Source organism: Photorhabdus sp. RM323S (assembly GCF_042879375.1).
GTDB classification, from domain to species: Bacteria; Pseudomonadota; Gammaproteobacteria; order Enterobacterales; family Enterobacteriaceae; genus Photorhabdus; species Photorhabdus tasmaniensis.
This window is the reverse complement of the sequence record NZ_JBHFKZ010000036.1, coordinates 25,425-50,603: the sequence shown is the minus strand read 5'-3', so window position 1 is coordinate 50,603 and position 25,179 is coordinate 25,425. Positions and strand designations below refer to the sequence as shown.

Below are 25,179 nucleotides of genomic sequence, written 5' to 3'. Positions count from 1 at the left end.
AATTAAATAAATATCTTTCCCCGCAGAGATATCTGCGCCTTTGGCGGAAATATTATTTCCAGCATGGATTGTCAGTGATTCAAGGGCATTTAATATCCCTGATATGGGGGCATTATGCCTGTTTGCTGTCTTTGATTTGGCAAAATTATAGGTGTCTGCATGGTTTTCTATAGTCACATCATTATTTGCTATCAGAGAGATATTTTTACCCGGTTGTAAATAGACGTTTTGTAAAAGGAGGTTTTTACCCGAGTTAATAGTTAAATTCCCGACGGCATCTAATTTATTGGAGACAGGATGATCATTAGTACTCTGTTGGCGCCAAAGATAACCGAATTGATCACCATTATGCAATAGGATATCGCCATGACGGCTGATAGCGGTGATATCCTTTCCTTTTATATCACTTTGCCAGATATTGATATTATTGACGGCAGTCATAGATAAATTATTGGGTGCCGAAAGTGTTGAATTTTTAAGGGTAATATCGCTTTCAGAAATTATGTTTAGATCATTAGCCGCGTTGATTTTATCTTTGAGGGTGATCTCTCCACCGTGTAATAAGATATTTTTAGCCGACAGTATTTCCGGCAGCTTTTCACTGCTGGCCGGCAGGTCATAATAGAAATCTGAACTGGGGGGCGATTTATGTGGGTAGTCAGTATCAATATTAATGCTATCGCTAAAGTCGGCGATAAGATGACCTTTCGCGATGATACTTGCCCGCTCAAGGATCAGGTTGTCTTTTTTTATATCGTATTTTACTTCACCCGGCGGTAAAATATGATAACTTTTATCATCCCATGGGTGATATGTGTTGATTTTTTCGAGGAGCTTATTAGACGAGAGTTTGTAGATACCGGCGGGGGTATTAAGTGAATCGGTGATAGATACATAAGTGTCTTTGGGGAAGTATTCAAAGAGATTAAAATACCCTGATGCTTCTTCCGATATTCTGCTGGTATTTAAAAGTTTTTTTCCCGTCAGGAAAATATCTTTTTCAGCTTCAATTTTGCTCAATTCCTGATTTGATAATATATCACTGTTAATATAAATATTTCCACCCGATGTGAGAACACTGGGTTGCATACTTTTTAAATTATGTCCATGCTTATGTTGTGCTGCGAGGATGTTGAAATTTTTATCTGCCGGATTGGGGGCTGCTTCTCTTTCTTCAAAAAAATAGAGACTGCGGGCATTATTCAGCTCATGAGTCCTGACAATCAAATCCCCCTTGACGGTTTTTATCGTCGCGGATCTATTCTCGACTAACTGACCTTTATTCCCCTGCGCATCTTTCTGTATCCACAGATTATCGTTGGCTTGCAGTAAGGCTTTATCACCGGTATTGCGTACGGTGTCACCAAATACCCGCATATCCCGGCCGGCGGTGACGCGGCCTTTATTCTCCAGGGTGGTGTTTGCCAGGGTAATATCCCGTTCCGCTTGCACTTTATTATTGGGAGCAATATTAGTTTCTTTGCCGATAATATTTAAGTCAGTTTTAGCGTTGGTATTGCCTAATTCGATTTTACCGTTAGCGTTTAAGGTGATATCACGCTGGTCACTGGTTAACTCTTTCAAATTAACCCCAACACCATCTTCAGTGGCCACCAGCCGGATTTTATTGGCATACATGCCGCCCAACGCTTTGGTATCAATGGCTAATTGCGGTTTAGCGCCTTCTCCGGCGAGAGGATTAACCGTGCCGTCTTTTAAGCTGATGCGGTTGGCTCCCTGCGTCAGAGAGAGGGTGTTAGCCTGAATTTTCCCGTTTAACTCCGTTGCCCGGCTGATGATATCGACATAATCCGTCGCTTTGCCATCCAGCCCTTTGCCGCCAATGGTGATCTGGCCTTGTTTAACTTCCAATGCTTCCAGTGCACCTTGTTTATCAAACTGGGGTTTACCGGTGGTCAGGGTGGCACCGGCAGTATTGATAAAACCACAGCCATCACAGGTGATGCCGTTAGGGTTGGCAATCATCACGTTGGCTTTATTGCCGACAATTTCCAATTGACCTTGCAGCTCAGAACGCCCGTTGCCGGTGACTTCATTAATAATCAGTTCCGCCGCGTTGCCTTTGAGGTTCGGGTTAGCGTTAAGTTGCCCGGCCAGTTGTGATTGGGCCGCCTGAGTGGCGTTATTGAGTACGGCACCTTGAGTGGCAACGTTAAACTCTTGATAGGTGTTATGGGATATCCCGGCGTCATTCGGTGTGGCGATATTCACCACCGGGACATTACCCTGATTTTGTACCTGTGTTTGGCCGTTATCCGGCTTTATCCCAGCCGCAATAGCCGGATGAAGCGGATAGACCGCAGTCAGGTAAATTAAAAGATAACCCATGGCCCTGACCATCGGGGTGTTGCGTTGATCCATCGTACTCTCTCTTTTTTTAGTGAATCTGGCTTTGGTGATAAAACGGTCATCTTTCCATAGAAAATAGTGATAAACTGATAGTGACATGAACAAACTATTCTAATGAGTAATTATTTATCTGTCTGAATGAATGGTATGAAATGTGATCAAAGTCGAGTTGTTTAATCCTGACAATGGGGAATGCGATGTATTAAATGCTGGAAAGTGGTGATAAGGCTGAAAATACTTTTTTTAAAATAATACCCGTTCTTTAAGTTTATTAATGATATTACGTCCCCAATCCGGCAGGGGTGTGACATTCTGCTTATGTATTTAGGAATATTTTTATAAACCAATCCCAAACACATAGTGAAGTTATATTCTATATTTCTACTTGATGACTTGCTGTTACAGATCCATATATCTAACATATTCAGCCAAGCCCATTGCATTGCATTTTTTACCGGCAGTTTTGTCTATATAACAATAACAGTTTGAATAAATTGATTATTACAATACTGCCAGTTGGTGTTTTTAGAAGGAATATTCCATGCGGATATTGATCGTTGAAGACAACATGCTGCTGCGTCATCATTTGACAGTACAGCTCCGTGACACAGGCCATCTGGTTGATGCTGCGGCAAATGCCAAAGAAGCCGATTACTATCTGGCAGAAAGCGAACCAGATATTGCTATTGTTGATCTTGGTTTGCCCGGCGAAGATGGTTTGAGTTTGATCCGTCGCTGGCGTCAGAAAGATGAAAAACTCCCCATTCTTGTTCTGACAGCCCGTGAAAGCTGGCAGGAAAAAGTCACCGTTCTTGATGCAGGGGCCGATGATTATGTCACCAAGCCATTTCATCTTGAGGAAATTATTGCCCGGATGCAGGCACTCCTACGCCGTAATAATGGGTTAGTTTCTCAGGTTATTGAATTCCCCCCCTTTCGAATTGATTTGTCACGCAAAGAATTAACGATTCATGGTGAAAATGTTAAACTAACAGCGTTTGAATACCGGATTATTGAAATACTGATGTGCAATAGTGACAAAGTGGTTACTAAAGATGCATTAATGCGCCAGTTATACCCCGATGCTGAACTACGCGAAGGCCATTCCATTGATGTCTTAATTGGTCGGTTAAGAAAGAAAATACTAGATATATGGCCTTATGAAGCTATCGTGACTGTCCGTGGTCAAGGCTATCGTTTTGATGTGTAAAACTTTGATGGGTAAAACAGTGCTAAAGCACAAAAAGAAGCCTTTCTCACTCCGTACCCGATTTTTAATGGCGACTGCCGCCGTTATTCTGGCTCTGACAATGTCTTACGGTATTGTTGCCATTGTCGGCTATCTGGTCAGTTTTGATAAAACCGCTTATACACTGCTACGCAGTCAGAGTAACCTATTTTTCAGTCTTGCCCAGTGGAATAACAATAAACTGGATATTTCAGTTCCCCCCAATTTCACATTAAATAACCCATCACTGGTTCTGATTTATAACAACAAAGGGGCTATCCTCTGGCGTCAACGTCATCTCCCGAAAGTAGAGAACTCGATTCCAAGTGAATGGTTGAAGGAAGATGGTTTGTATGATCTGGATACTGACCTGAAAAACAGCCGGGACTTGTTAAAAGACTCGGCCAATATGCAAAGACAATTAGGTAAACTTAACGAGCTCGACGAAAATGAAGACAATGAGCTGACCCACTCCGTTTCTGTTAACCGATACAGTGCGACAGATCATCTGCCAGCGTTAACCATTGTCGTCATCGATACTATTCCACAGGATTTACAAAAAACAGTTATGGTGTGGGAGTGGTTCGGCTATGTATTGATTGCCAATCTGATTCTGGTCATCCCCTTAATCTGGTTGGCGGCACACTGGAGTTTGCGGCCAATTAAGTCGCTGATTCATCAAGTCAGCTCGCTGGAGAAAGGTGAACGGGAAAAACTGGATGAAAACCCACCAACCGAGCTGCGGGGATTAGTGCGTAACCTTAATGTATTGCTCAATAATGAACGCAACCGCTATACAAAATACCGGACAACGCTGGCTGATCTGACACACAGCCTGAAAACCCCACTGGCTGTTTTGCAATCAACCCTCCGTTCTTTACGTAACAGTCAGCAAATGACGATTCAACAGGCCGAACCCATCATGCTTGAGCAAATCAGCCGTATTTCTCAGCAAATAGGCTATTACCTGCACCGGGCCAGTATGCGCAGCGAACACAGTACTATTATGCGGAAAGTTTCTTCTGTTCCAGCGTTATTGGATAGCCTGTGCAGCGCTTTAACAAAAGTCTATCAACGTAAAGGGGTTAGCCTGACGTTAGATGTATCGCCGGAGATCACCTGGCTTGGTGAAAAAAATGATTTTATGGAAGTCATGGGCAATGTGCTGGAAAATGCCTGTAAATATTGCCTTAAATTTGTCGAAATCTCAGTCACTGTTGATCATGACTCGGTGATGATTATTGTCGATGACGACGGCCCAGGCGTTCCAATTGATAAACGGGAAGTGATTTTCCAACGGGGCCAACGTGTCGATACCTTACGGCCTGGTCAGGGGCTTGGGCTGTCAATTGCTTCTGAAATTATTGAACAATATACCGGTGATATCAGTATCAGTGACAGCCCACTTGGCGGTGCCAGAATTTGCGTCATATTCCGGTGTCAGCAAATTAATGATGACGATTAAGCGACTGCTCTCCACTCTTCTGTCTCCGCCCGCATTGGACGAAGATTTACGGCTATTTTTGCTAAATATGCCTGTGCAGTCTGATACTCAATTCAACTCATTCGTTATAATATCCTGAAACTCACTTCACACTCAGGATGTCACTATGGACTATCAGTTGAATCTGGACTGGCAGGCGTTTTTGCAAAATCACTGGCAAAAACGCCCTTTACTGATTAAACAAGGCTTCCGTCAATTCATTGATCCACTTACTCCCGATGAGCTGGCAGGTCTGGCTATGGAGAATGAAGTTGACTGCCGTCTGGTCAGCCAGAAAAATGGCCGTTGGGATGTCTCTCATGGTCCATTCGAAAGTTACGATCATTTAGGTGAAAAGGATTGGTCACTGCTAGTACAAGCGGTTAATCACTGGCATCATCCTTCTGCCGCATTAATGCAACCCTTCCGCGTGTTATCTGACTGGCGGATGGACGATCTCATGGTTTCCTTTTCTGTTCCCGGTGGGGGCGTTGGCCCGCATCTCGACCAATATGATGTGTTTATCATTCAAGGGGTAGGTCGCCGTCATTGGCGCATTGGGGAAAAAATCCCCATGCAGCAACGCTGCCCTCATCCCGATCTGTTACAGGTCGATCCCTTTAATGCCATTATTGATGAAGAGATGGAACCAGGCGATATTCTCTATATTCCACCCGGGTTTCCCCATGAAGGTTATGCGATTGAAGATTCACTGAATTATTCAGTTGGCTTCCGTGCGCCCAATTCCCGCGAGCTGTTCAGTAGTTTTGCCGATTATGTGCTGGCTAATGATTTAGGTAGTTATCGCTATAGCGATCCTGATCTGACCTTCCGCGAAAACCCGGCACGGGTCCAGCAACATGAACTATCTGCGCTGAACGCAATGATGAACGAATTATTGGCACAACCTGAAACTTTCCAACAATGGTTTGGCGAATTCATCTCTCAGTCTCGGCATGAATTTGATATTGCCCCACCAGAACCGCCCTATGAAAGTGATGAAATTTATGAATTAATGAAACAAGGTGAAAATCTCCACCGCCTTAACGGATTACGCGTTATCAGAATTGGTGATCAGTGCTTTGTGAACGGTGAATTAATCGATACGCCTCATATTAAAGCCGCTGATGTTCTTTGCCACCATTATGTGATTAATGCAGAAATGCTGGGTGAAGCAATAGATGATGTGCGTTTTATCAGGCTGCTCACTGCATTGGTAAACAGTGGCTATTGGTACTTTAATGATTAATGTCTCATCACAAAAGGTGAACCTTTAAATAATTTTGTGTCACTTCTCACCCGGTTATTACTTCACTGCCTTTTAATCAGATCTTCCGATTAAGAGGCAGTTATCAAAAGTTGTATTAATCGTGTTTATCAGCCAAGTCACCTCCACGTAAATGCAAAAACTTGTGGCGCCAGGATTTGCCATTAATATCTGTTCAAATTATTCAATAGTGCAAAGCCCCTGAATTTTTCTCAACTTTTTTAGACAACAGTGCAGTCAACTCAGCAATACGCATAACCACATTCACGGCCTGTTCCATTCCCTCCAATGAAACAAATTCATGCTTGCCATGATAATTATACCCTCCCATGAATATATTCGGGCAAGGCAAACCACGGAATGACAATTGTGCCCCATCAGTACCACCACGAATGGGTTTAATAATGGGGTCGATGTCACAATCCAACATCGCCTGTTTGGCAATCTCAATAACATGTGGGTATTTGATAACTTCATCATGCATATTGTAATAATTGTCATCGATAGTCAGTTCGATATAACAATCAGGATGTAATCCCTCACCGGCTTTTTCCGCAATTTTGATCATCTTCTTCTTACGTTCTTCGAAATTATGCCGATCAAAATCACGAATAATATAGTGCATTTCGGCGCGCTCCACCGTACCTTTAATACGTTTCAGATGGTAGAAACCTTCATATCCGTCGGTATGTTCCGGTGTTTCTTGCGATGGCAATGCCTGATGAATACAAATTGCCAGCGATAAGGCATTGATCATGACATCTTTAGCATTACCAGGGTGAACATTATTGCCAACAATTTTGACTGTTACCACCGCCGCATTGAAGTTTTCAAATGCCAGTTCACCCACACCACCACCATCTACGGTATACGCCCATTCAGCATCAAATGAATTAATATCAAAATAGCGTGCTCCCTTCCCCGTCTCTTCATCAGGTGTAAACGCTATCCGAATATCACCATGTAAAATATTACTGTTTTTCAGGCGAACCATTGCGGTAATGATCTCTGCAATACCCGCTTTATCATCAGCACCAAGCAGCGTTCTGCCATCTGTAGTAATCAATGTTTTCCCCAACATGCTATGCAATACAGGAAACATGACTGGCGATAGCACGTCATCACCAGCCCCTAGGGCAATCTCACCCCCCCGGTAATCTTCCAGCATTTGTGGGCTGACATTTTTTCCAGGAAAATCTGGCGAAGTATCAAGATGAGCAATAAAACCGATAGCCGGTACAGGCCATGGTGTATTGGCAGGTAATGTTGCCATAACACAGCCATAATCATTCTGAATCACATTGGAGAAACCCAGCTCGGTCAGCTCTTGTTTCAGCGCGTTGGCCAGTTCAAGCTGACCATCACTACTGGGAATGGTTTTCACTGACGGCTTTGACTGAGTATCAAAAGATATGTATTTAAAAAAACGCTCTAGTAGTCTGTCCATTATTCTCTTCCCCCGGGAACCTGACTGCCCATTATGAGGAAGAGAAACAGAATAATTATTGCGTCAAATCAGCTTTAAATTCTTTTATCTTATTAATTAACCTTCGGGCATATTCGTCCACTATCTTACTGGCTGGCCCATAATGCTTTTCATCAAACAAACTTTCTACCTGACTCGGCTCCAAATTCAGCTCTACTGTGTGTGCCCCTGCCAGTTTAGCTTCATGCACAAATCCAGCCGCAGGATAAACATGCCCGGAAGTGCCGATAGCGATGAAAATATCCGCCTGAGCCAATGCAGAGTAGATTTGTTCCATAGCAAAAGGCATTTCACCAAACCAAACAATATGCGGACGCAATGGTGATGGGAACTGACAACAATGGCAACGTTCATCTGTCGTCAGAGGACCTGTCCACTCGAACACTTGCCCAGACTGACAGCAACGGACTTTGAGTAACTCACCATGCATATGCACAATACGATAACTACCCACCTTCTCATGAAGATTATCGATATTCTGGGTAATCAGGAGAAAATGATCGCCAAGCTCATTTTCCAGTGCGGCCAAAGCATAATGCGCCGCATTCGGATTGATTTCTGGCTGCTGAAGTTGATGACGCCGGGCGTTATAAAATGCCTGTACTAATGCGGGATCTTTCTGAAAACCTTCAGGTGTAGCAACATCTTCCACCCGGTGTTCTTCCCATAATCCATCAGAGGAGCGAAAAGTCCGAATACCTGATTCAGCCGAAATACCCGCGCCAGTCAGTACCACTACATAAGGTTTTTTCATATTCAGTGCCAATCGATTATCCCTATAGAAAATGCGGCTACGAAACCTTTGATGCCGCAAACGCTTAACCTTACGAAACCGACCAGGCCGACGACGAACACGCATATGATTTCCTTTAAGATTTCTCAATACTGCTTAGGTCTCTATTTTTTATACCATAGCGCCTTTGTTTAGCTCATGCCAATAGCCGGCTTATTATTTCCCACTTAAAATTCGCGCCGGATCAAGTCGGCTTGCCCGTCTGGCCGGATACCAACTTGCCAGTAAACTCAGAATCAAGGCTGTCGCCAGAACATACAGAACATCCATGCTATGTAGCTCAGATGGCAGGAAATCAATGAAATAAACATCACCAGAAAGAAATTGATGGCCGATCAGTTTTTCCAGGCCATAAATAAGGGCTGTCAGATTCAGTGATGCCAACACGCCAACTATCGCGCCGGCAATACTGCCTGCCATACCCGCCAGTAATCCATACCAGAGAAAAACCGCTCTGATTTGCCCATCTTTCGCGCCGAGGGTTCGCAGGATAGCAATATCACTGCTTTTATCTTTTACCGCCATGACCAGTGTAGAAACGATATTAAAACACGCCACGCCAATCACCAGAATCATTGCCAAATACATAATGCCGCGTACCATCTGAATATCCTGATACATATAACCGTAATTTCTTATCCAACTACTGATATAGACATATTCTTGTGATGCTTCACCGGCAGCCCTTACCCGTTGATCCGCGGCAAACACATCATCAACTTTGATCGCAATTCCGGTGATCCCCTGTCCATAATCCAAATATTGCTGTGCATCCGCCAAAGGAATCAACGCCAGGCTGTGATCAAGTAAGCCACTTAGCTGAAAAACCCCGCTGACCTGTAAGCGGATCCGCTTTGGTTGCAATAGTTTCATTTCTGGATCATTGTTCGGGATCATAACAGTCAGCCAATCGCCCCGTTTAACCTTCAAAGCATTAGCAACCCCCTGGCCAAGAATGACCTGTTGATGACCTGCCTGAAAGTTTTGCCATGCATTATCTTGTACAAACTGTGGTAATGAACTGACCTGAGCCTCAGTGACTGCATCAACACCTCTCACCTGAACAGCATGTAAGCTGGCGCCTTTTTCCATTAATCCGGTAAAAGTAATATAAGGTGAAGCAGCAACTACGCCGGTTGTGTTTTTTACCCGTTCCAATGCTGGCCGCCACTGCTCAAAAGGCTGATTGACCGCATAGATTTCACCATGAGGAACAACCGAAAGGATCCGGTTTCTCAATTCCCGCTCAAAACCATTCATGGCACTCAGACCAATAATCAGAACAGCAACACCAAGCATAATCCCCAGCGTGGAAATCACTGAAATCAGGGATACCATGCCACCACGACGACGCCCCCGGCTAAATCGCAGGGCAGTGACTAAAGAGAGAGGCAAATTCGCCATTACAATGCCCCCGTCAGGGTCAATTTATCCTGTAAATAACCATCCTGCATCTCCACCTGACGATTCAGCCTGCCAGCCAGTGTCAAATCATGGGTGACAACCAGAAATGCCGTGCCTTGCTGTCGGTTAAGCTCGCCCAATAATTCAAAAACACTATCGGCATTACGTAAATCAAGGTTACCAGTAGGTTCATCAGCCAAAACTAAAGCAGGCTCATTAACCAGAGCTCTGGCAATCGCCACTCGCTGGCGTTCACCCCCTGATAATTCTGACGGGCGGTGATGAGCCCGTTTCTCCAGACCAACCGCTGCCAACATTTCCAATGCTTTCTTCTGTGCCTGGCTGCGGTTTTTTCCGCCAATCAGCAGTGGCATAGCCACATTCTCTATTGCGTTAAAATCAGGCAACAAATGGTGAAACTGATAAATAAAACCCAATTCATGGTTGCGCAGCGCTGCTCTGGCTTTAGAAGACATTTTATTCAAAGAGTGCCCTTTAAACAGGACTTCACCGGAGGTCGGTGTATCCAATCCACCCAGCAAATGCAGAAGTGTACTCTTACCTGAGCCAGAACTCCCGACAATCGCCATCATTTCACCCTGTTTGATAGCAAAAGTGACATTTTTCAGCACTTCGGTCAGTACTTGCCCTTCCTGATATTTTTTACACAAATTATGACACAGCAGTAATGGTTGATTATTCATAACGCAAAGCCTCAGCAGGTTGAATGGCAGCAGCACGCCAGGAAGGATATAACGTAGATAACAAGGCGATAACCATCGCTGAAATTGCAATTGTGGCTACCTGTAATGGCTCAATCGCAACAGGCAATTCAACCCCGGAAGTTAACAGACCAACCAACGGCATTAAGTTATTAAGCTGGCTGGAAAGCAGCACACCGAGCCCAGTTCCCAGTAATGTACCGATGATCCCGGCACCGGCTCCTTGGATCATAAAAACGGTCATAATCTGACGGCGTACCAGTCCCTGTGTTTGCAAAATCGCCACTTCACCCTGCTTTTCCATCACCAGCAAGCCAAGCGAAGTAATGATATTAAATGCAGCTACAGCAATAATCAGACTTAACAGTAAGCCCATCATGTTTTTTTCCATCCTTACCGCCTGGAAAAATTCACCTTTACGTTCACGCCAATCTTTCCACAACAATCCTTCCGGCAGGGTTTGCAAGCTTAAATTATCTACAGCCAAGGGTTCTGTGAGATAGAGACGCCAGCCGGTGATGTTACCCTGCGGATAACGCATCAGACGAGCCGCATCTTGCTGATTAACCAAAACCTGTGTGCCGTCTACTTCACTATTAGAAGCAAAAGTACCCACAATCGTAAATAGACGCTGACTGGGAATACGCCCCATCGGTGTCAATTGGCTTGCACCCGGCACCATAAAGCGGACCCGATCACCACGTTTTACCCCAAGCTCCCTGGCCAGTTTTTCGCCCAAAACCGCATTATAGCTGCCGGGTTCCAGTTGCTGACGATAAGTGCTGATCAGATATTCCGTCAGCGGTTCATATTCATCAGCAGTGATACCCAACATCACGCCCACACCAACATTGCGGGGGCTTTGTAATACGACATCTCCCACCACCAAGGGGGTAATCCTGCTAACTTGTTTCAAATCCGCAAGCTCGCTGGCGGGATGCTTTCCCGGATCCAGAGAACCTTTCACCGACGTCACAACAGCCTGCGGCATGAAACCAAGAATACTGGTTTCCAGTGAACGCTCAAAACCATTCATCACGGACAATACTGTAATTAATGCCGCAACACCGAGAGTAATACCAATTGCCGATAACCATGAAACAAACCGACCAAATCTGTCAGCCGCACGGCCACGCATATACCGCAAACCTATAAATAATGAGACAGATTGGAACATAAAATCTGTTACTCCCCTGTTGCCAAAGCAAAGTGTTCGGCGATAATAAAGGGTAGCTATACTTTATGGAACCACCAACGCCCGGATCTGTGGTTTTTTTTATTTTCTCTCAACCTGCCAGCGTGTTTACTTTAAGACCATTATGAGTCGAAAAATCTGTTGGGAATGGACTGAATCATAGAGAACACATTAACGCTTATGTCCTCAAAATACCGTTATGAACTTCCTGAACGCCGCGGTGATAGCCGCCAGTTAGGCCAACTTACTGGCGCAGCTTATGCTGTAGAGTGTGCTGAAATTGTCGAACGCCATCAAGGCCCTGTGGTACTGATAACCAAGGATATGCAAAACGCCTTACGTCTGCATGATGAAATCCATCAGTTTACCGACTGCCCTATTGATCTCCTTTCTGACTGGGAAACATTGCCGTATGACAGTTTTTCTCCTCATCAGGAAATTATTTCCAATCGCCTGTCCACACTCTATCGTCTGCCAACCATGACCAAAGGTGTTTTAATCCTGCCGATAAATACCTTAATGCAACGGGTTTGCCCTCATGAGTTTCTTCACGGGCACGCGCTGGTTATGTGCAAAGGTCAGAGGCTTTCGCGGGATAAACTGCGTACGGAATTGGAACAAGCGGGTTATCGCAGTGTTGAACAAGTTCTTGAACATGGCGAATTTGCTACCCGTGGCGCACTGCTTGATCTTTTTCCAATGGGGAGCGAGCACCCTTATCGTATTGATTTTTTCGATGATGAAATTGATAGCCTGCGAATTTTCGATGTTGACAGCCAACGCACGCTGACCGAGGTCAAGCAAATCAACTTACTGCCGGCTCATGAATTCCCTACGGATAAAGAGACGATTGAACTGTTTCGCAGCCAGTGGCGAGAACGTTTTGAAGTTCGTCGTGACGGTGAGCACATCTATCAGCAAGTCAGTAAAGGGACATTACCGGCCGGGATAGAATACTGGCAACCCCTGTTTTTCAACCAACCCTTGCCTTTGCTATTTGATTATCTGCCAGACAACACCTTGATTATCAATCAAGAGATAATCCCCGCTGCGGAACGTTTCTGGCAGGATGCTCAACAACGTTTTGAGAGCCGTAAAGTTGACCCCATGCGCCCTCTCCTACCACCAGAAGAACTTTGGCTTCCGGCTGATAAATTATTCTCAGAGCTGAAAAACTGGCCCCGCATTCAACTCAAAACGGCAGAGCTCAGTCAAAAAGCCAGCCACATCAATCTTGATTATCAGCGACTGCCGGATCTTGCCGTTGTTGCACAAAATAAGGCACCACTGGATAAGCTTCGCCGTTTCCTTGAACAGTTCAGTGGCCGCGTTATTTTCTCCGTTGAGAGCGAAGGCCGAAAAGAAACATTGCAAGAATTGTTATCACGAATAAAGATCAAGCCAATTAAAATCAGCAAATTACATGAAGCACAATCATCAGGCTACTTTTTGATGATTGGTGCGGCTGAACATGGTTTTATTGATGCAAAGAATGCGTTTGCGCTGATCTGTGAAAGTGACATGCTCGGTGAGCGTGTTGTGCGCCGCCGTCAGGATACCCGCCGCACCATCAATACAGATACCCTGATCCGTAACCTTGCAGAATTACGCCCCAGTCAGCCAGTGGTCCATCTGGAACATGGCGTTGGCCGTTACCAAGGGTTAACCACTCTGGAAGCCGGAGGGATCAAGGCTGAATATCTGATCCTGAGCTATTCCGGTGAAGACAAACTTTATGTTCCGGTGTCTTCCCTGCACCTGATTAGCCGCTATGCTGGTGGCGCAGATGAAAATGCGCCATTACATAAATTGGGCGGAGAGGCATGGAGCAAGGCCCGTCAGAAAGCGGCTGAAAAAGTACGCGATGTGGCTGCGGAGCTGCTTAATATTTATGCTCACCGCACCGTAAAACCAGGATTTGCTTTTAAACATGATTGGGAACAATACCAATTGTTCTGTCAGAGCTTTCCATTTGAAACTACACCAGATCAAGAGCAGGCGATTAACGCCGTCCTCAATGATATGTGTCAACCAGTAGCGATGGATCGCTTGGTTTGCGGCGATGTGGGATTTGGTAAAACCGAAGTTGCAATGCGCTCTGCATTTCTGGCCGTCCATAATGACAAACAAGTGGCGGTATTGGTTCCGACAACGCTTCTGGCTCAACAACATTTTGATAATTTCCGTGACCGCTTTGCGAATTGGCCGGTACGTATTGAAATGATATCCCGTTTCCGCAGCGCGAAAGAACAGCAACAAGTCGTTGAAATGGCAGCCGAAGGTAAAGTCGATATTATTATCGGTACTCATAAATTGCTGCAAAGTGGCCTGCACTGGAAAGATCTGGGTTTGTTAATTGTCGATGAGGAGCACCGGTTTGGTGTTCGCCATAAAGAGCAGATTAAAGCGATGCGCGCCGATGTGGATATTTTGACACTTACCGCAACTCCTATTCCACGAACGCTCAATATGGCCATGAGTAGTATGCGAGATCTCTCGATCATTTCGACACCGCCCGCCCGTCGCCTGGCGGTCAAAACGTTCGTGCGCGAATATGACAGCCTGGTTGTTCGGGAGGCGATGTTGCGTGAAATTTTGCGTGGTGGTCAAGTTTACTATCTCTATAATGATGTCGAAAATATTGAGAAAGCGAAACTGCGCCTCGAAGAGTTAGTACCGGAAGCACGGATTGCCGTTGGTCATGGGCAAATGCGTGAACGAGATTTGGAACGGGTGATGACTGATTTCCATCATCAGCGGTTTAATGTCCTGATTTGCACCACCATTATTGAGACAGGTATTGATATTCCAAGTGCCAATACCATCATTATTGAACGTGCTGACCATTTCGGCCTGGCTCAATTGCATCAGCTACGAGGACGTGTCGGACGCTCTCATCATCAGGCTTATGCTTATCTTCTGACGCCGCATCCAAAAGCCATGACAACCGATGCACACAAACGTCTGGAAGCCATCGCCTCCCTTGAGGATTTGGGCGCGGGTTTTGCACTGGCAACCCATGACCTTGAGATCCGCGGAGCCGGTGAACTTCTCGGTGAAGAACAAAGTGGTCAGATGACAACGATTGGCTTCACACTCTATATGGAGCTATTGGAAAATGCGGTTAATACACTAAAAACGGGTCGTGAACCTTCACTTGAAGACTTGGCGAATAGTCAGACGGAGGTTGAATTGCGTATGCCTGTTTTATTACCTGATAATTATATACCTGAGGTCAATATGCGTTTATCTTTCTATAAACGCATTGCCAGCGCCAGAGACGAATCGGAATTAGCAGAATTAAAGGTTGAATTGATAGACCGGTTCGGCACATTACCTGATCCTGGACGCCATTTATTACAATCGGCGGCAATTCGTTTATCCGCTCAGAAATTAGGGATTAAGCGCATAGAAGCCCATGAAAAAGGCGGTTTCATCGAATTTAGTGAGAAAAATAATAAAGTTGATCCAACTTATCTGATCGGCCTGTTACAGAAACAGCCTGAAATTTACCGGTTAGATGGCCCCGCTAAATTGAAATTCATTACTGACCTGAACGAGAGGATGGCACGCCTGGAATTTATTCAGCAATTACTGAATACTTTTGAACATCATCAACTCGGTTCTTAACGCCTTTTTTACTTTCCCGGACCTTTACAACCCATTGCGTAAACACTCGTTTACGCAATGACATTTTAGCCTTAATTTCGCGCAAGACAAAGCTAGCAAAAAACGGCGGGCGCGGCATATTTCCCCTACCTGCGCATATCAACACAGAATCTGGACAGCGAAAAAATAAGGTCGCTATTCTGCACTTTGCCAATCATTATTTGATCCTGGATCCCGCCAGTTAAAACAGTTTTATTTAATTATTATCACCAAATTACGCTATTTAAGATAGTAGACAATGATTGTAATTCAATCATATAAATTACAAGATTTAACTATATATCGACTAAATAATGATAAAAATCAATTAATATCAGATTATTATATCAAAAATAGTTTATAATAATTTATATTTAACTATTGTTATATCGATACTTTACATTTCAAATAAAGTAAATAAAACTGAATCATTGGCGCGAGCTTGGCAACGGGAATGAATCAATGAATGCAATCTGTCAAATGATCGAAAAAAGAGCATCAGAAACAGCTGGCGAGTTAATTTTCAAGTTCCTATGTGACGGTGAAAGTGAAAAAGAACAATTGAGTTGGAAGGATCTGCACCAGGGGCAAAAAAGTATTGCTTATTACTTACAGCAATATTGTCAGCCCGGAGAGAGGGTAATAATCATGTTGCCTTCGGGCCTGCTATTTGTTCAAACAATGGCAGCTTGCTTATATTCAAGTGTTGTCGCTGTACCCGTGAATCATTCCCGCCCTGATGGAAGAGGCTGGGATACTATTATGAAAATCATCATGAACAGTGATGCCAAGTTAATCATCACCAGTTCAGAACAGATTGAAAAAATAAAGCAAGCACTTGCAAAAGTGAATAGCCTCAATAACGTCATTGTAATTTGTCCTGAAGATTTAATAAACGCGAAGGAAAGTGCACCCTATCGAACCGGATCAAACCTGGCACTCCTCCAATATACTTCAGGTTCAACGGGGGATCCCAAGGGAGTCATGGTCAGTCATGAAAATTTAATGAGTAACTTAGAATCAATAAAAAATAGATTTTCATGTTCACAAGAGGGTTGCGGCGTCATTTGGCTTCCACCTTACCATGATATGGGGTTATTAGGTGGGATCCTTCAACCTTTATATAGCGGAATTCCAGTGGTATTAATGCCGCCAACTTCGGTTATTCAACAACCAATTCGATGGTTAAAAGCCATTTCAAAATATAAAGCAACCATTTCAGGAGGACCTAATTTTATTTATGAACAAAGCGTTGAAAGAATAAGTAACAAGGATCTGGAAGTTATCGACCTTTCAAGTTGGAAGAACGCATTTTGCGGCGCAGAACCGGTAAGAGCAGATGTTATTCAGCGTTTTTGCGACCGATTCAGCCCTTACGGTTTTAACAAAGAAGCCATTTATCCCTGCTATGGACTCGCCGAAAGTACTCTGTATGTTTCAGGACCGGTAACGAATAGCAGCGGAATGAAAGTAGAAAACTTTAATTCCAAAGCGTTGAGTGAAGGAAATGTTATTAAAGCCAACAAAGCAGATGATAACGCTGTGCTTATTAGTCATGGAAAACCAGATGAAAATCACGAAATTATTATCTGCAACCCAGATACATCAGAAATATTACCAGAAGGGAAAGTGGGTGAAATCTGGGTAAAAGGGCCTTCAGTTACCTATGGTTACTGGAGTAATGAAATTGCCACCGATAATACCTTCAATCAGTATACATCAGATAATAAAGGACCGTATTTACGGTCGGGTGACTTAGGTTTTCTATTTGATGATGAACTATACATCAGTGGAAGAATTAAAGACTTAATTATCATAAGAGGAAAAAATCACTATCCACAGGATATTGAGAATACGTCACATATGACGGATCCCTCGCTGATTTCTGGAGGAAGTATCGCTTTTTCGGACGATAAAGGCGTGGTGGTTATACAAGAAGTAAAAAGAATTGAAATTAACAAAATAAACACCCAAGAAATAATAAAAAAAATAAGAGTTAATGTCACTAATCATCATGAAGTTTCCGTTAGTAAAGTAATACTGATTAAACCCGGCGGGATCCTCAAAACTTCAAGCGGTAAAGTGCGCCGAAAAGCAATGCAGGAAATGTTTAACTCAGGCAAATTAATTGTTATTGATGAATGGCATACCCAGAGTGCTAATAGTGATAAGAAAAATAATAACGAATATTCTCATAGCTCCGTCATCAGAAACTGGTTTGATCACTGGCTGATGCGAGAAACGGGAGAAACGCTAGCAGATATAAAAAGTGAAGAATTTCGCCTTGAGCACCTGCCAATTGATTCACTGCAAAAAGCAACGCTATTGGCTGATTTTTCAGATTTAACATCTCATCCGTTACCCTCGGATATGTTTGATCGCCATGAATATCTGGGATCTTTCTTGAATGAACTGGAAGCAATATATAATTTTATTAGCGGATACAATAAACTATCACCTGAGTTGCGTAACCAAATTACGGGTCAATTGGAAAATAAGGATGACCATCACGTTTTTGAAGATATTGCCGTTATATCAGATGATTTCTTCAATCCAATATATTTGAAAGGGGTTAAAGAAATTGAATCTCGTCTTGAGTCAATGAAAGGCGTCAGCCCCCCATTCTTTACAACACATGAGGGTGTGAATGGTTCTCATACCGTCATGAATGGGGAAAATTATCTCAATTTCTCTAACCATAATTATCTTGGTCTGGCCCAACATCCTGACGTTAAATCGGCCTCAATATATGCCATAAATACCTATGGCACCAGCCCTTCAGCCGCGAGGATTGTTGCTGGTCAACGCCCGGTTCATGTTGAGCTGGAAGCAGAAATAGCTAAATTTACCGGTCATGAAGACGCGATTACTTTTGTGAGCAGTAATTTTTGCAACGTCACGGTTATAGGACACTTAATGCAACGTGGTGATCTCATTTTGTACGATGAGTATAGCCATGACAGCCTTATTCAGGGCGGAAAACTGTCTCAGGCAGAAATGATGCCATTTGCTCATAATAATTGGCGGATGGCAGAGGAGATTCTTAGTAAAAAAAGGAAAAACTACAAGAAAGTGATGATCTTCATTGAGGGTGCTTACAGCATGGATGGAGATATTCCTGACCTGAAAAAATTTGTTGAAATAAAGAAAAAATATAAAGCACTTCTGATGGTTGATGAATGCCTCTCCATTGGCGTTGTGGGTGAAAGTGGAAGGGGTATTTGTGAGCATTGTGATGTCACTCCAGCAGAAATAGATATTTCTATGGGTGGAATAAGTAAAAGCTTCGCAAGTTGTGGTGGTTATATCGCAGGAAAAAAATCATTTATAACTTATTTAAGGTATACGACTCCAGGTTTTGTTTACACAACGGGAATGCCACCGGCTGTTGCAGCCTCTGCGCTTGCAGCAATTAAGGTCATACAAAAGGAAAAATTCAGAGTTCATAATGTACAAGAATTATCAAAATATTTTATAAACAAAGCCAACGAACTGGGTCTGGATACTGGATTGAGTAAAGATACCCCGGTTATCCCTCTCATGATAGGTGACGAAAATAAATGCATACATATTTACCAGAAACTAAGGGATAATTTAATAAATGTACAACCTATTTTGTATCCTGCTGTACCCGAAAACAAAGCTCGTTTGCGATTATTTATTAATTATGGTCACAAGGTTGAGGATATAAATAAAGTCCTCAATATTATAAAAGAGTATATCTGATTAACTTTAACTTAAAAGGCAGCATGTAATGAATATGACTCAGAAAAAAAGAGAGTACTATAAAAACGCATGTCTCTTTTTAGGACATAATGCTTCAGCCGTAATATGGAATAATGCCGATGATATGTTTGCCATCGAAGATGAAAAAGAGAGTCGTTCCAAAGGTGGGGAATATGTCCCCATTCATACGATTTTAAAACTGATGCGATATGACATTAATGAGCTGAATATAATTAACTTTCTTGGGGAAATAGATTATAACCATGTCATCATGGCTTTATGTGGCAATGACAAAATGGCATTTAATAAATTCATTGCAAAAATAAGCTTATACGAATTAAAAGTCAATCATCACTCTACTCACGCAATTAATGGTATTATTGAAGCTTGGGAACATCATAAGAAAAATAAAGAACCTAAAATGTACCATATACTGATCACTGATGGTACAGGTGACGATTATGAAGCCACTTCCCTATATACAGTGACTATCGATAAAAGTAAAACATTGGAAAATTGTATAAAAACGCTAAAGAGAGTAAAAAGAATATCTGCGGCTGACCTCTCATGTGGAATACTTTTTGCTCGATTGGTATGCAATGCCGATACGGGCTTTTCGCCACTAAAAGACGAGTATAAATCACTTGGTTACGAAACAGAGATAACAAGCCTGTTAGACAAGAAAAAAATTAATCAACTAAACGGTATTATAAGCAAATTATCAGACCGTTTTTTATCTAATAAGAAATGTGGTTTAATGTCAGCCATCAGAAATGACATCAAATCTTTTTTACCCGGAGTATATGATACAAATTTTTCAGAGAAAAACGTGGATCACTATGAACGAAAAAAAATCAAACTGCAATGGAGCAATTTCCGTTATCCCATAACCCTGCTGGGAATAAAGAAATCTCCATCAGAAATTCTTTCAGATAAAATCGCACATCAGCACTTTGAGCATGGTTTTTCTGTTAAATATATGCAGGAAATAGCAGCGAAGCATGTCAGGATGCCCTCTTGGTTGCTAAGGCATTTAAACGGATTAAGTAAATTAGAAATACGCATCATTTCATCATATATTGCCAACAAATTTTTAGAAACCTACCTGATAAAACTGATTAATACTGAAAAAGTTGAAAACCTGATTGTTGGTGGCGGCGTTCATTTCAATGTAAAATTAAATAATGTCTTACTGAACAATATAAAAGGTGATATCTGTTGTTCCCCACTTGCTGGTGATATTGTTCATGCTTTAACAGGTGCGGTTATTCTTGATAAAAAATTATCGAAAAGAAGCGTAGACCTACTCTTGCTAAAACGTAATTTATCTTTGCCTTACCACGGTAAGTATGGAAAGCATGTTATTCATACAGATAATGAAGATGATTTTATTGAAAAAGCTGCTTATTATATTAGCAAGGGATATATTGTTAATACAGTGAAAAATTGGGGGGAATTAGGCCCCAGAGCGCTGTTGTCAAATTCAACGCTGTGTTTACCCACAGCCGAACTTAAACAAGAAATTAACCTTCTCAATGGAAGAGATGACCATATGCCGATGGCTCCGGTATTAAGAGCTGAAAATCTATCTGTTCTATTTAATATTAAAGAAATAAACAGAGTCGTTGGTTCACTTCACGGTATGATTATCGCCTTAAGTTATAATGATAATATATCAGAAGAAAAATATGCGGGCATCATGCATAGAATGCACGATGGTAAAATTACCGGCAGGCCGCTTATTGCCAAATCAAAAGTTGATGTGGAAATGCTACAGAAAATCGAAAATAAAACCGGATATATTGCGCTTATAAATACCTCTTTCAACATTCATGGCTACTCTACGGTTCAACAAATGCAACACGCGTATCACGACTTCGATTACCAGTGCCGGATCGCTGAAAAGTCCGGCCTCCGTCATCCTCTACTTATTATCGGTAATTTTTAATAAAAAATTAAAGGAGTTAAGTAAAGTGAGATATCAAGAAATTAAAAAAATAAAAGGCTTGCCTTTAATTGGTTCTATATTGGATTATAAATCTGATGCTTTATCGCTATTTCTTAAAGCGGCAAGAGAAAATGGTGATATTAGTATTATAAAAATGGGTCCAGAAAGTATAGTCTTTGTTAACAACCCAGACTGGGTGGCAGAAATATTAGCAAAGAAAATGAATTTTTTTGTTAAGAGTCCCAGCTATAGAGAATTAGAATTACTTCTTGGGCAAGGTATGGTAACAACAGAAGGAGATGTCTGGAAAAAACAACGTGATAATGCAAGGCATGCATTTCATATAACGAGTTTAAACTCCTTAATTGCTCCCGTAAAAGATATCATCACTCAATTTTCTTATCATACTGTTTTAGATGGTCATCAACGTGACATTTTCAAGGATATGCTTGATCTTTCAATGAGTATTGCGTTAAAAACACTATTTGGACAAAGTAGTATTGACACCAGCAGGCATAATGTTTCAATAGCTCTTGAGAGGGCATCCGATTATGTCATTAAACGTCTTGAAGCAATCATTAAACTTCCTCCTCAAATCCCTACCATCTCTTCCTTAAAATTCAGGAAGGAAAAATCAGTACTTGATAGGAAAATTGCAGAAATAATAAAAAATAATGCCAGTGAAGGTCATCAAGATTGCTTATTAAACATGATTATAGAGAATGAAAATGACCATGATGCGATAAAGAATCAACTTCTTACTCTTTTTTTAACCTCTTATGAAACAATAGCATCAGCTGCCACATGGACATTTTATTTCATTTCTCGCTATAAACGCTGGTATAAAATCATTAAAGATGAGTACACTTCGGCAGTGCTAGAAAATGCCTCAGATATATTCGAATTAAAGTATACCAATGCTGTTATTAATGAAAGTATGCGTCTTCTACCTCCGGTATGGTCTTTTTCCCGCACAGCCAAAGAAGATGTATCTATAGGTGAGTATAAAATAGCGGCAGGAACAATGGTTGTTGTTTCCCCTTATTGTTTGCAAAGACACCCTGATTACTGGGATAAAGCTGACGATTTCATTCCTGAACGCTGGCTTGGGGAAATTAATAGCCATAAGCTTAACCGCACTTTTATTCCTTTTGGCGCAGGCCCCCGGATTTGTCTGGGTATAAATTATGCTCGCATGGTTTTACCTATTATTATTGGTGAATTTTGTAAAAAAGGATTTTTCGAAACAAATTATCAGGAATATCCGGAATTAAAAGCAGGCATAACCATCAGACCTGTCAATGGTGTTAATGGGGTCTGGAGAGAGTCGCCTGACGATAAGGGGGTATAATATGAATATAGTAGGCAAAAATATTTGGATCATCGGCGCATCAATGGGGATTGGTAATGCTTTAGCCAAGGAACTCGCCACTTATACTAAAAATCTGGTCATTTCGAGCCGGAAAGAAGCACTATTGGAAGGATTAGCTGAGGAAATTAATCTGCCGTCGGAAAATATTATCCCGTTTGACATAACACATTACGAAGAAGCAAAAGAAGCAACAAATAAAGTTATTGGACTTATGGGTAATATCGATTGTGTCATTTTTACCGCTGGGGTGAGTCAGCGCTCTTTAATTGCAGATACCCAATTTTCTGTTTATGAACGTTTAGTTAAATTAAATTATTTATCTATAATTAATATATCATTAGCCATATTACCATTGATGGTAGAAAAAAAGAGCGGCCATTTTGTCGTCCTCTCCAGTATAGCCGGTAAGTTTGGTACCCCTGACAGGTCGGGTTATTCAGCATCAAAACATGCACTGCATGGTTTCTTTGAATCTCTGCGAGCTGAACACACAAAAGACCATATTAATGTCACGCTGGTTTGTCCCGGTTTCATTAATACCGATATTACAATGAGATCACTCACGGGAAATGGGAGTGCTTATCAACACATAGATAACGAACTGGTACATGGTATGCCAGTTAATTTGTGTGCAAAAAAAATTGTTAAGGCAATTATTGGCAAAAAAAGAGAAATATATCCTGGCGGCAAAGAGGTGATCGGTGTATATCTCAACCGATTTTTCCCACGATTATTACAACGCATTGTTTCATTAAAAAGAAAATAGCTCCTGCATTCAAGTACAAAAGGCGTCTGTAACACGGCGGTTCAGAAATCCTGTCACTGGATCCCCACAGATTTTGAGGACAGCGCTGCGTCAGATGAGTTGACTTGAAAGGCAGTTAGTCGATGTACAGGCCTATACACATCGACGCGCTGGCGCGATTACACCCGTTCTTGCAGACTCACATTGATTTAACCAACCGCGCCAGCATATCGCATAACCCTCCAGCAGAACCCAGCATTTTTGCTAAAATCACAGCCATACTGAAATATTCACATAGAACCTGAATTATTACCTTGATTAGATTAAAAAAGCCGGTTTTCGGGAAATAATAACTCGATATAGCCATGCTCGTAATGGTAACCCCGATTATCAATCCCATACAATAATTTACCACTCTAACCTGAATTATATCATTCTGTTATAATCATAATTTTTTATTATATATTCAACCACTTGCATACAATTAAATAATATATTAGAGGAGGGAAGAAACATCTTAAGCTCCAATTTAACATTTTACTTAAGTGGTAATACCAGATGTCTAATATTATAATATCCTTGTAAAACTGTGCCCTATTGTAACAATCAATCAAATATATTGAGTAACTAATAAAATTATATTCAAACATATTGTTTGATAAAAAATAAATTATTATATATTCCTAAATATTATATTGTCTTTTAATTGCATCATTTTAAACTTCGTCCATACCAATTAGTTGAACTCGTATTTATCTGTTTTTAAGAAGCAAAAGAATAGATATTTATGATAAAAATGAGAAATAGTCATTATGCAAAGCATCACTTACGATAACGTTACTTCTGATAATGTTTCTTCTAGCAATATTTCCATGCAGATTCTGCATGAGTTGTTACAATACCGCAGACGATTTACTGAATCAGAAAGAGACTTAGTTCAAGAAGAAAAGCTTATTAAAAGCGTACAATTACCCAGAATTGCATATTTCGTCAAAAATAAAAAACCGATCGAATTTATTTTGCCGGCATTCCCAACAAAATCACCAAATAAAAATAAAGTGCTTGGCACTGCTCCCGATATGGCAGAACGCTTATCTTTGACTTTTCTTAATTCTCTGTGCCAGCGTATACAGCTTTATTATCCGCCTGGTGCCCGTATTATTATCTGTTCAGATGGGCATGTTTTCGGTGATCTCATTCGGGTCAATGATGAAGTCATTAGTCAATATCATGAAGATATTAAACAATTACTCAATGAGATGGGTGCTATAAACTTAAGCACATTTAATCTCAATGACGATAAGAACCTCTGCGAGCATAGTGATGATTTTGATTTACAGAGGCATATGTTAGTAAAACATTACGCCCGACCTGAGGAATCCATCAAAAACCAACTGTTACAAAACAGTGAGGGATTGCAATTGTATCGGGCAGTTACCCGATTTTTATATGAAGATAGCTTATTACCCGGCTATACCGGATCAAACAATGCCCTACAAAAAGATGCCAAACAGAGAGCTATCGGTGTTATTCAGCGAAGTTGGGCCTGGGGAAGTTTATTAGATACTCATTTCCCGGAAGCCATACGTCTGTCTATTCATCCTCAGCCAGCAGACAGTATTAAACTCGGTATTCATATGATGCCAACCAGGGATGATTGGTTAACCCCCTGGCATGGTGTCGCAGCCAATGTAAATGGGCAGTTCATATTAATGAAACATAAAGAAGTTCAGATGATGGGCGGAAAATTAGTCAATATTCATGGAAAACCCAGCCATTATGTGATTTAAAG

Annotated in this window: 15 protein-coding genes; 9 read left to right on the top strand and 6 right to left on the bottom strand. The window is 41.8% G+C overall.

What is annotated here, in order from left to right:
- On the bottom strand, positions 1–2,382 hold a 2,382-nt coding region (locus ACGF7G_RS14950; RefSeq protein WP_387466487.1), incomplete at its 3' end, for a filamentous hemagglutinin N-terminal domain-containing protein.
- A gap of 529 nt (positions 2,383–2,911) precedes the next feature.
- Between ACGF7G_RS14950 and phoP the strand changes: the two genes are divergently transcribed.
- From phoP to ACGF7G_RS14935, 3 genes are all read left to right on the top strand, one after another.
- A complete protein-coding gene (gene phoP, locus ACGF7G_RS14945) occupies positions 2,912–3,580 on the top strand; it encodes a two-component system response regulator PhoP (protein WP_387466484.1) in 669 nt (222 codons plus the stop codon).
- 19 nt (positions 3,581–3,599) lie between these two features.
- On the top strand, positions 3,600–5,063 hold the full coding sequence (gene phoQ / locus ACGF7G_RS14940) for a two-component system sensor histidine kinase PhoQ (protein WP_387466482.1): 1,464 nt from the start codon (positions 3,600–3,602) through the stop codon (positions 5,061–5,063).
- Between the two features lie 145 nt (positions 5,064–5,208).
- Positions 5,209–6,330, top strand: coding sequence for a JmjC domain-containing protein (locus ACGF7G_RS14935; RefSeq protein WP_387466480.1), 1,122 nt, complete (start codon positions 5,209–5,211; stop codon positions 6,328–6,330).
- A gap of 202 nt (positions 6,331–6,532) precedes the next feature.
- Here the strand turns inward: ACGF7G_RS14935 and pepT are convergent, their stop codons facing one another.
- The 5 genes from pepT to lolC form a co-directional block, all read right to left on the bottom strand.
- Positions 6,533–7,795 (bottom strand): peptidase T, encoded by a 1,263-nt coding sequence (gene pepT / locus ACGF7G_RS14930; protein WP_387466478.1) that lies wholly within the window; start codon positions 7,793–7,795, stop codon positions 6,533–6,535.
- A 55-nt stretch (positions 7,796–7,850) separates the two neighbouring features.
- The gene (cobB, locus tag ACGF7G_RS14925) at positions 7,851–8,693 is read right to left on the bottom strand and encodes a Sir2 family NAD+-dependent deacetylase (RefSeq protein ID WP_387466476.1); all 843 of its coding nucleotides are present in this window, start codon (positions 8,691–8,693) and stop codon (positions 7,851–7,853) included.
- Positions 8,694–8,783: 90 nt separating this feature from the next.
- Positions 8,784–10,031, bottom strand: coding sequence for a lipoprotein-releasing ABC transporter permease subunit LolE (gene lolE, locus ACGF7G_RS14920; protein ID WP_387466474.1), 1,248 nt, complete (start codon positions 10,029–10,031; stop codon positions 8,784–8,786).
- Positions 10,031–10,735, bottom strand: a complete 705-nt coding sequence (gene lolD / locus ACGF7G_RS14915) for a lipoprotein-releasing ABC transporter ATP-binding protein LolD (protein ID WP_133812670.1) — start codon at positions 10,733–10,735, stop codon at positions 10,031–10,033. Before lolD ends, lolE begins: the two co-directional genes overlap by 1 nt.
- On the bottom strand, positions 10,728–11,930 hold the full coding sequence (gene lolC, locus ACGF7G_RS14910) for a lipoprotein-releasing ABC transporter permease subunit LolC (protein WP_387466473.1): 1,203 nt from the start codon (positions 11,928–11,930) through the stop codon (positions 10,728–10,730). Before lolC ends, lolD begins: the two co-directional genes overlap by 8 nt.
- A 198-nt stretch (positions 11,931–12,128) precedes the next feature.
- On the opposite strand from lolC, the gene mfd reads away from it, so the two are divergent.
- From mfd to pvcA, 6 genes are all read left to right on the top strand, one after another.
- Positions 12,129–15,578 carry a transcription-repair coupling factor gene (mfd, locus tag ACGF7G_RS14905; RefSeq protein ID WP_387466472.1) on the top strand — a complete coding sequence of 1,150 codons (3,450 nt, stop codon included), beginning with the start codon at positions 12,129–12,131 and terminating at the stop codon, positions 15,576–15,578.
- Positions 15,579–16,058: 480 nt separating this feature from the next.
- Entirely contained in the window at positions 16,059–19,322 is a 3,264-nt protein-coding gene (locus ACGF7G_RS14900) for an aminotransferase class I/II-fold pyridoxal phosphate-dependent enzyme (protein WP_387466470.1), read from the top strand.
- A 28-nt stretch (positions 19,323–19,350) separates the two neighbouring features.
- A complete protein-coding gene (locus ACGF7G_RS14895; protein ID WP_387466468.1) occupies positions 19,351–21,270 on the top strand; it encodes a carbamoyltransferase C-terminal domain-containing protein in 1,920 nt (639 codons plus the stop codon).
- 25 nt (positions 21,271–21,295) lie between these two features.
- Complete coding sequence (locus ACGF7G_RS14890) at positions 21,296–22,621, top strand: cytochrome P450 (RefSeq protein WP_387466467.1); 1,326 nt, start codon at positions 21,296–21,298, stop codon at positions 22,619–22,621.
- A 1-nt stretch (position 22,622) separates the two neighbouring features.
- The gene (locus ACGF7G_RS14885; RefSeq protein WP_387466465.1) at positions 22,623–23,408 is read left to right on the top strand and encodes an SDR family NAD(P)-dependent oxidoreductase; all 786 of its coding nucleotides are present in this window, start codon (positions 22,623–22,625) and stop codon (positions 23,406–23,408) included.
- A gap of 791 nt (positions 23,409–24,199) precedes the next feature.
- A complete protein-coding gene (gene pvcA, locus ACGF7G_RS14880; protein WP_387466463.1) occupies positions 24,200–25,177 on the top strand; it encodes an L-tyrosine isonitrile synthase in 978 nt (325 codons plus the stop codon).
- The last annotated feature ends 2 nt before the right edge of the window (positions 25,178–25,179 follow it).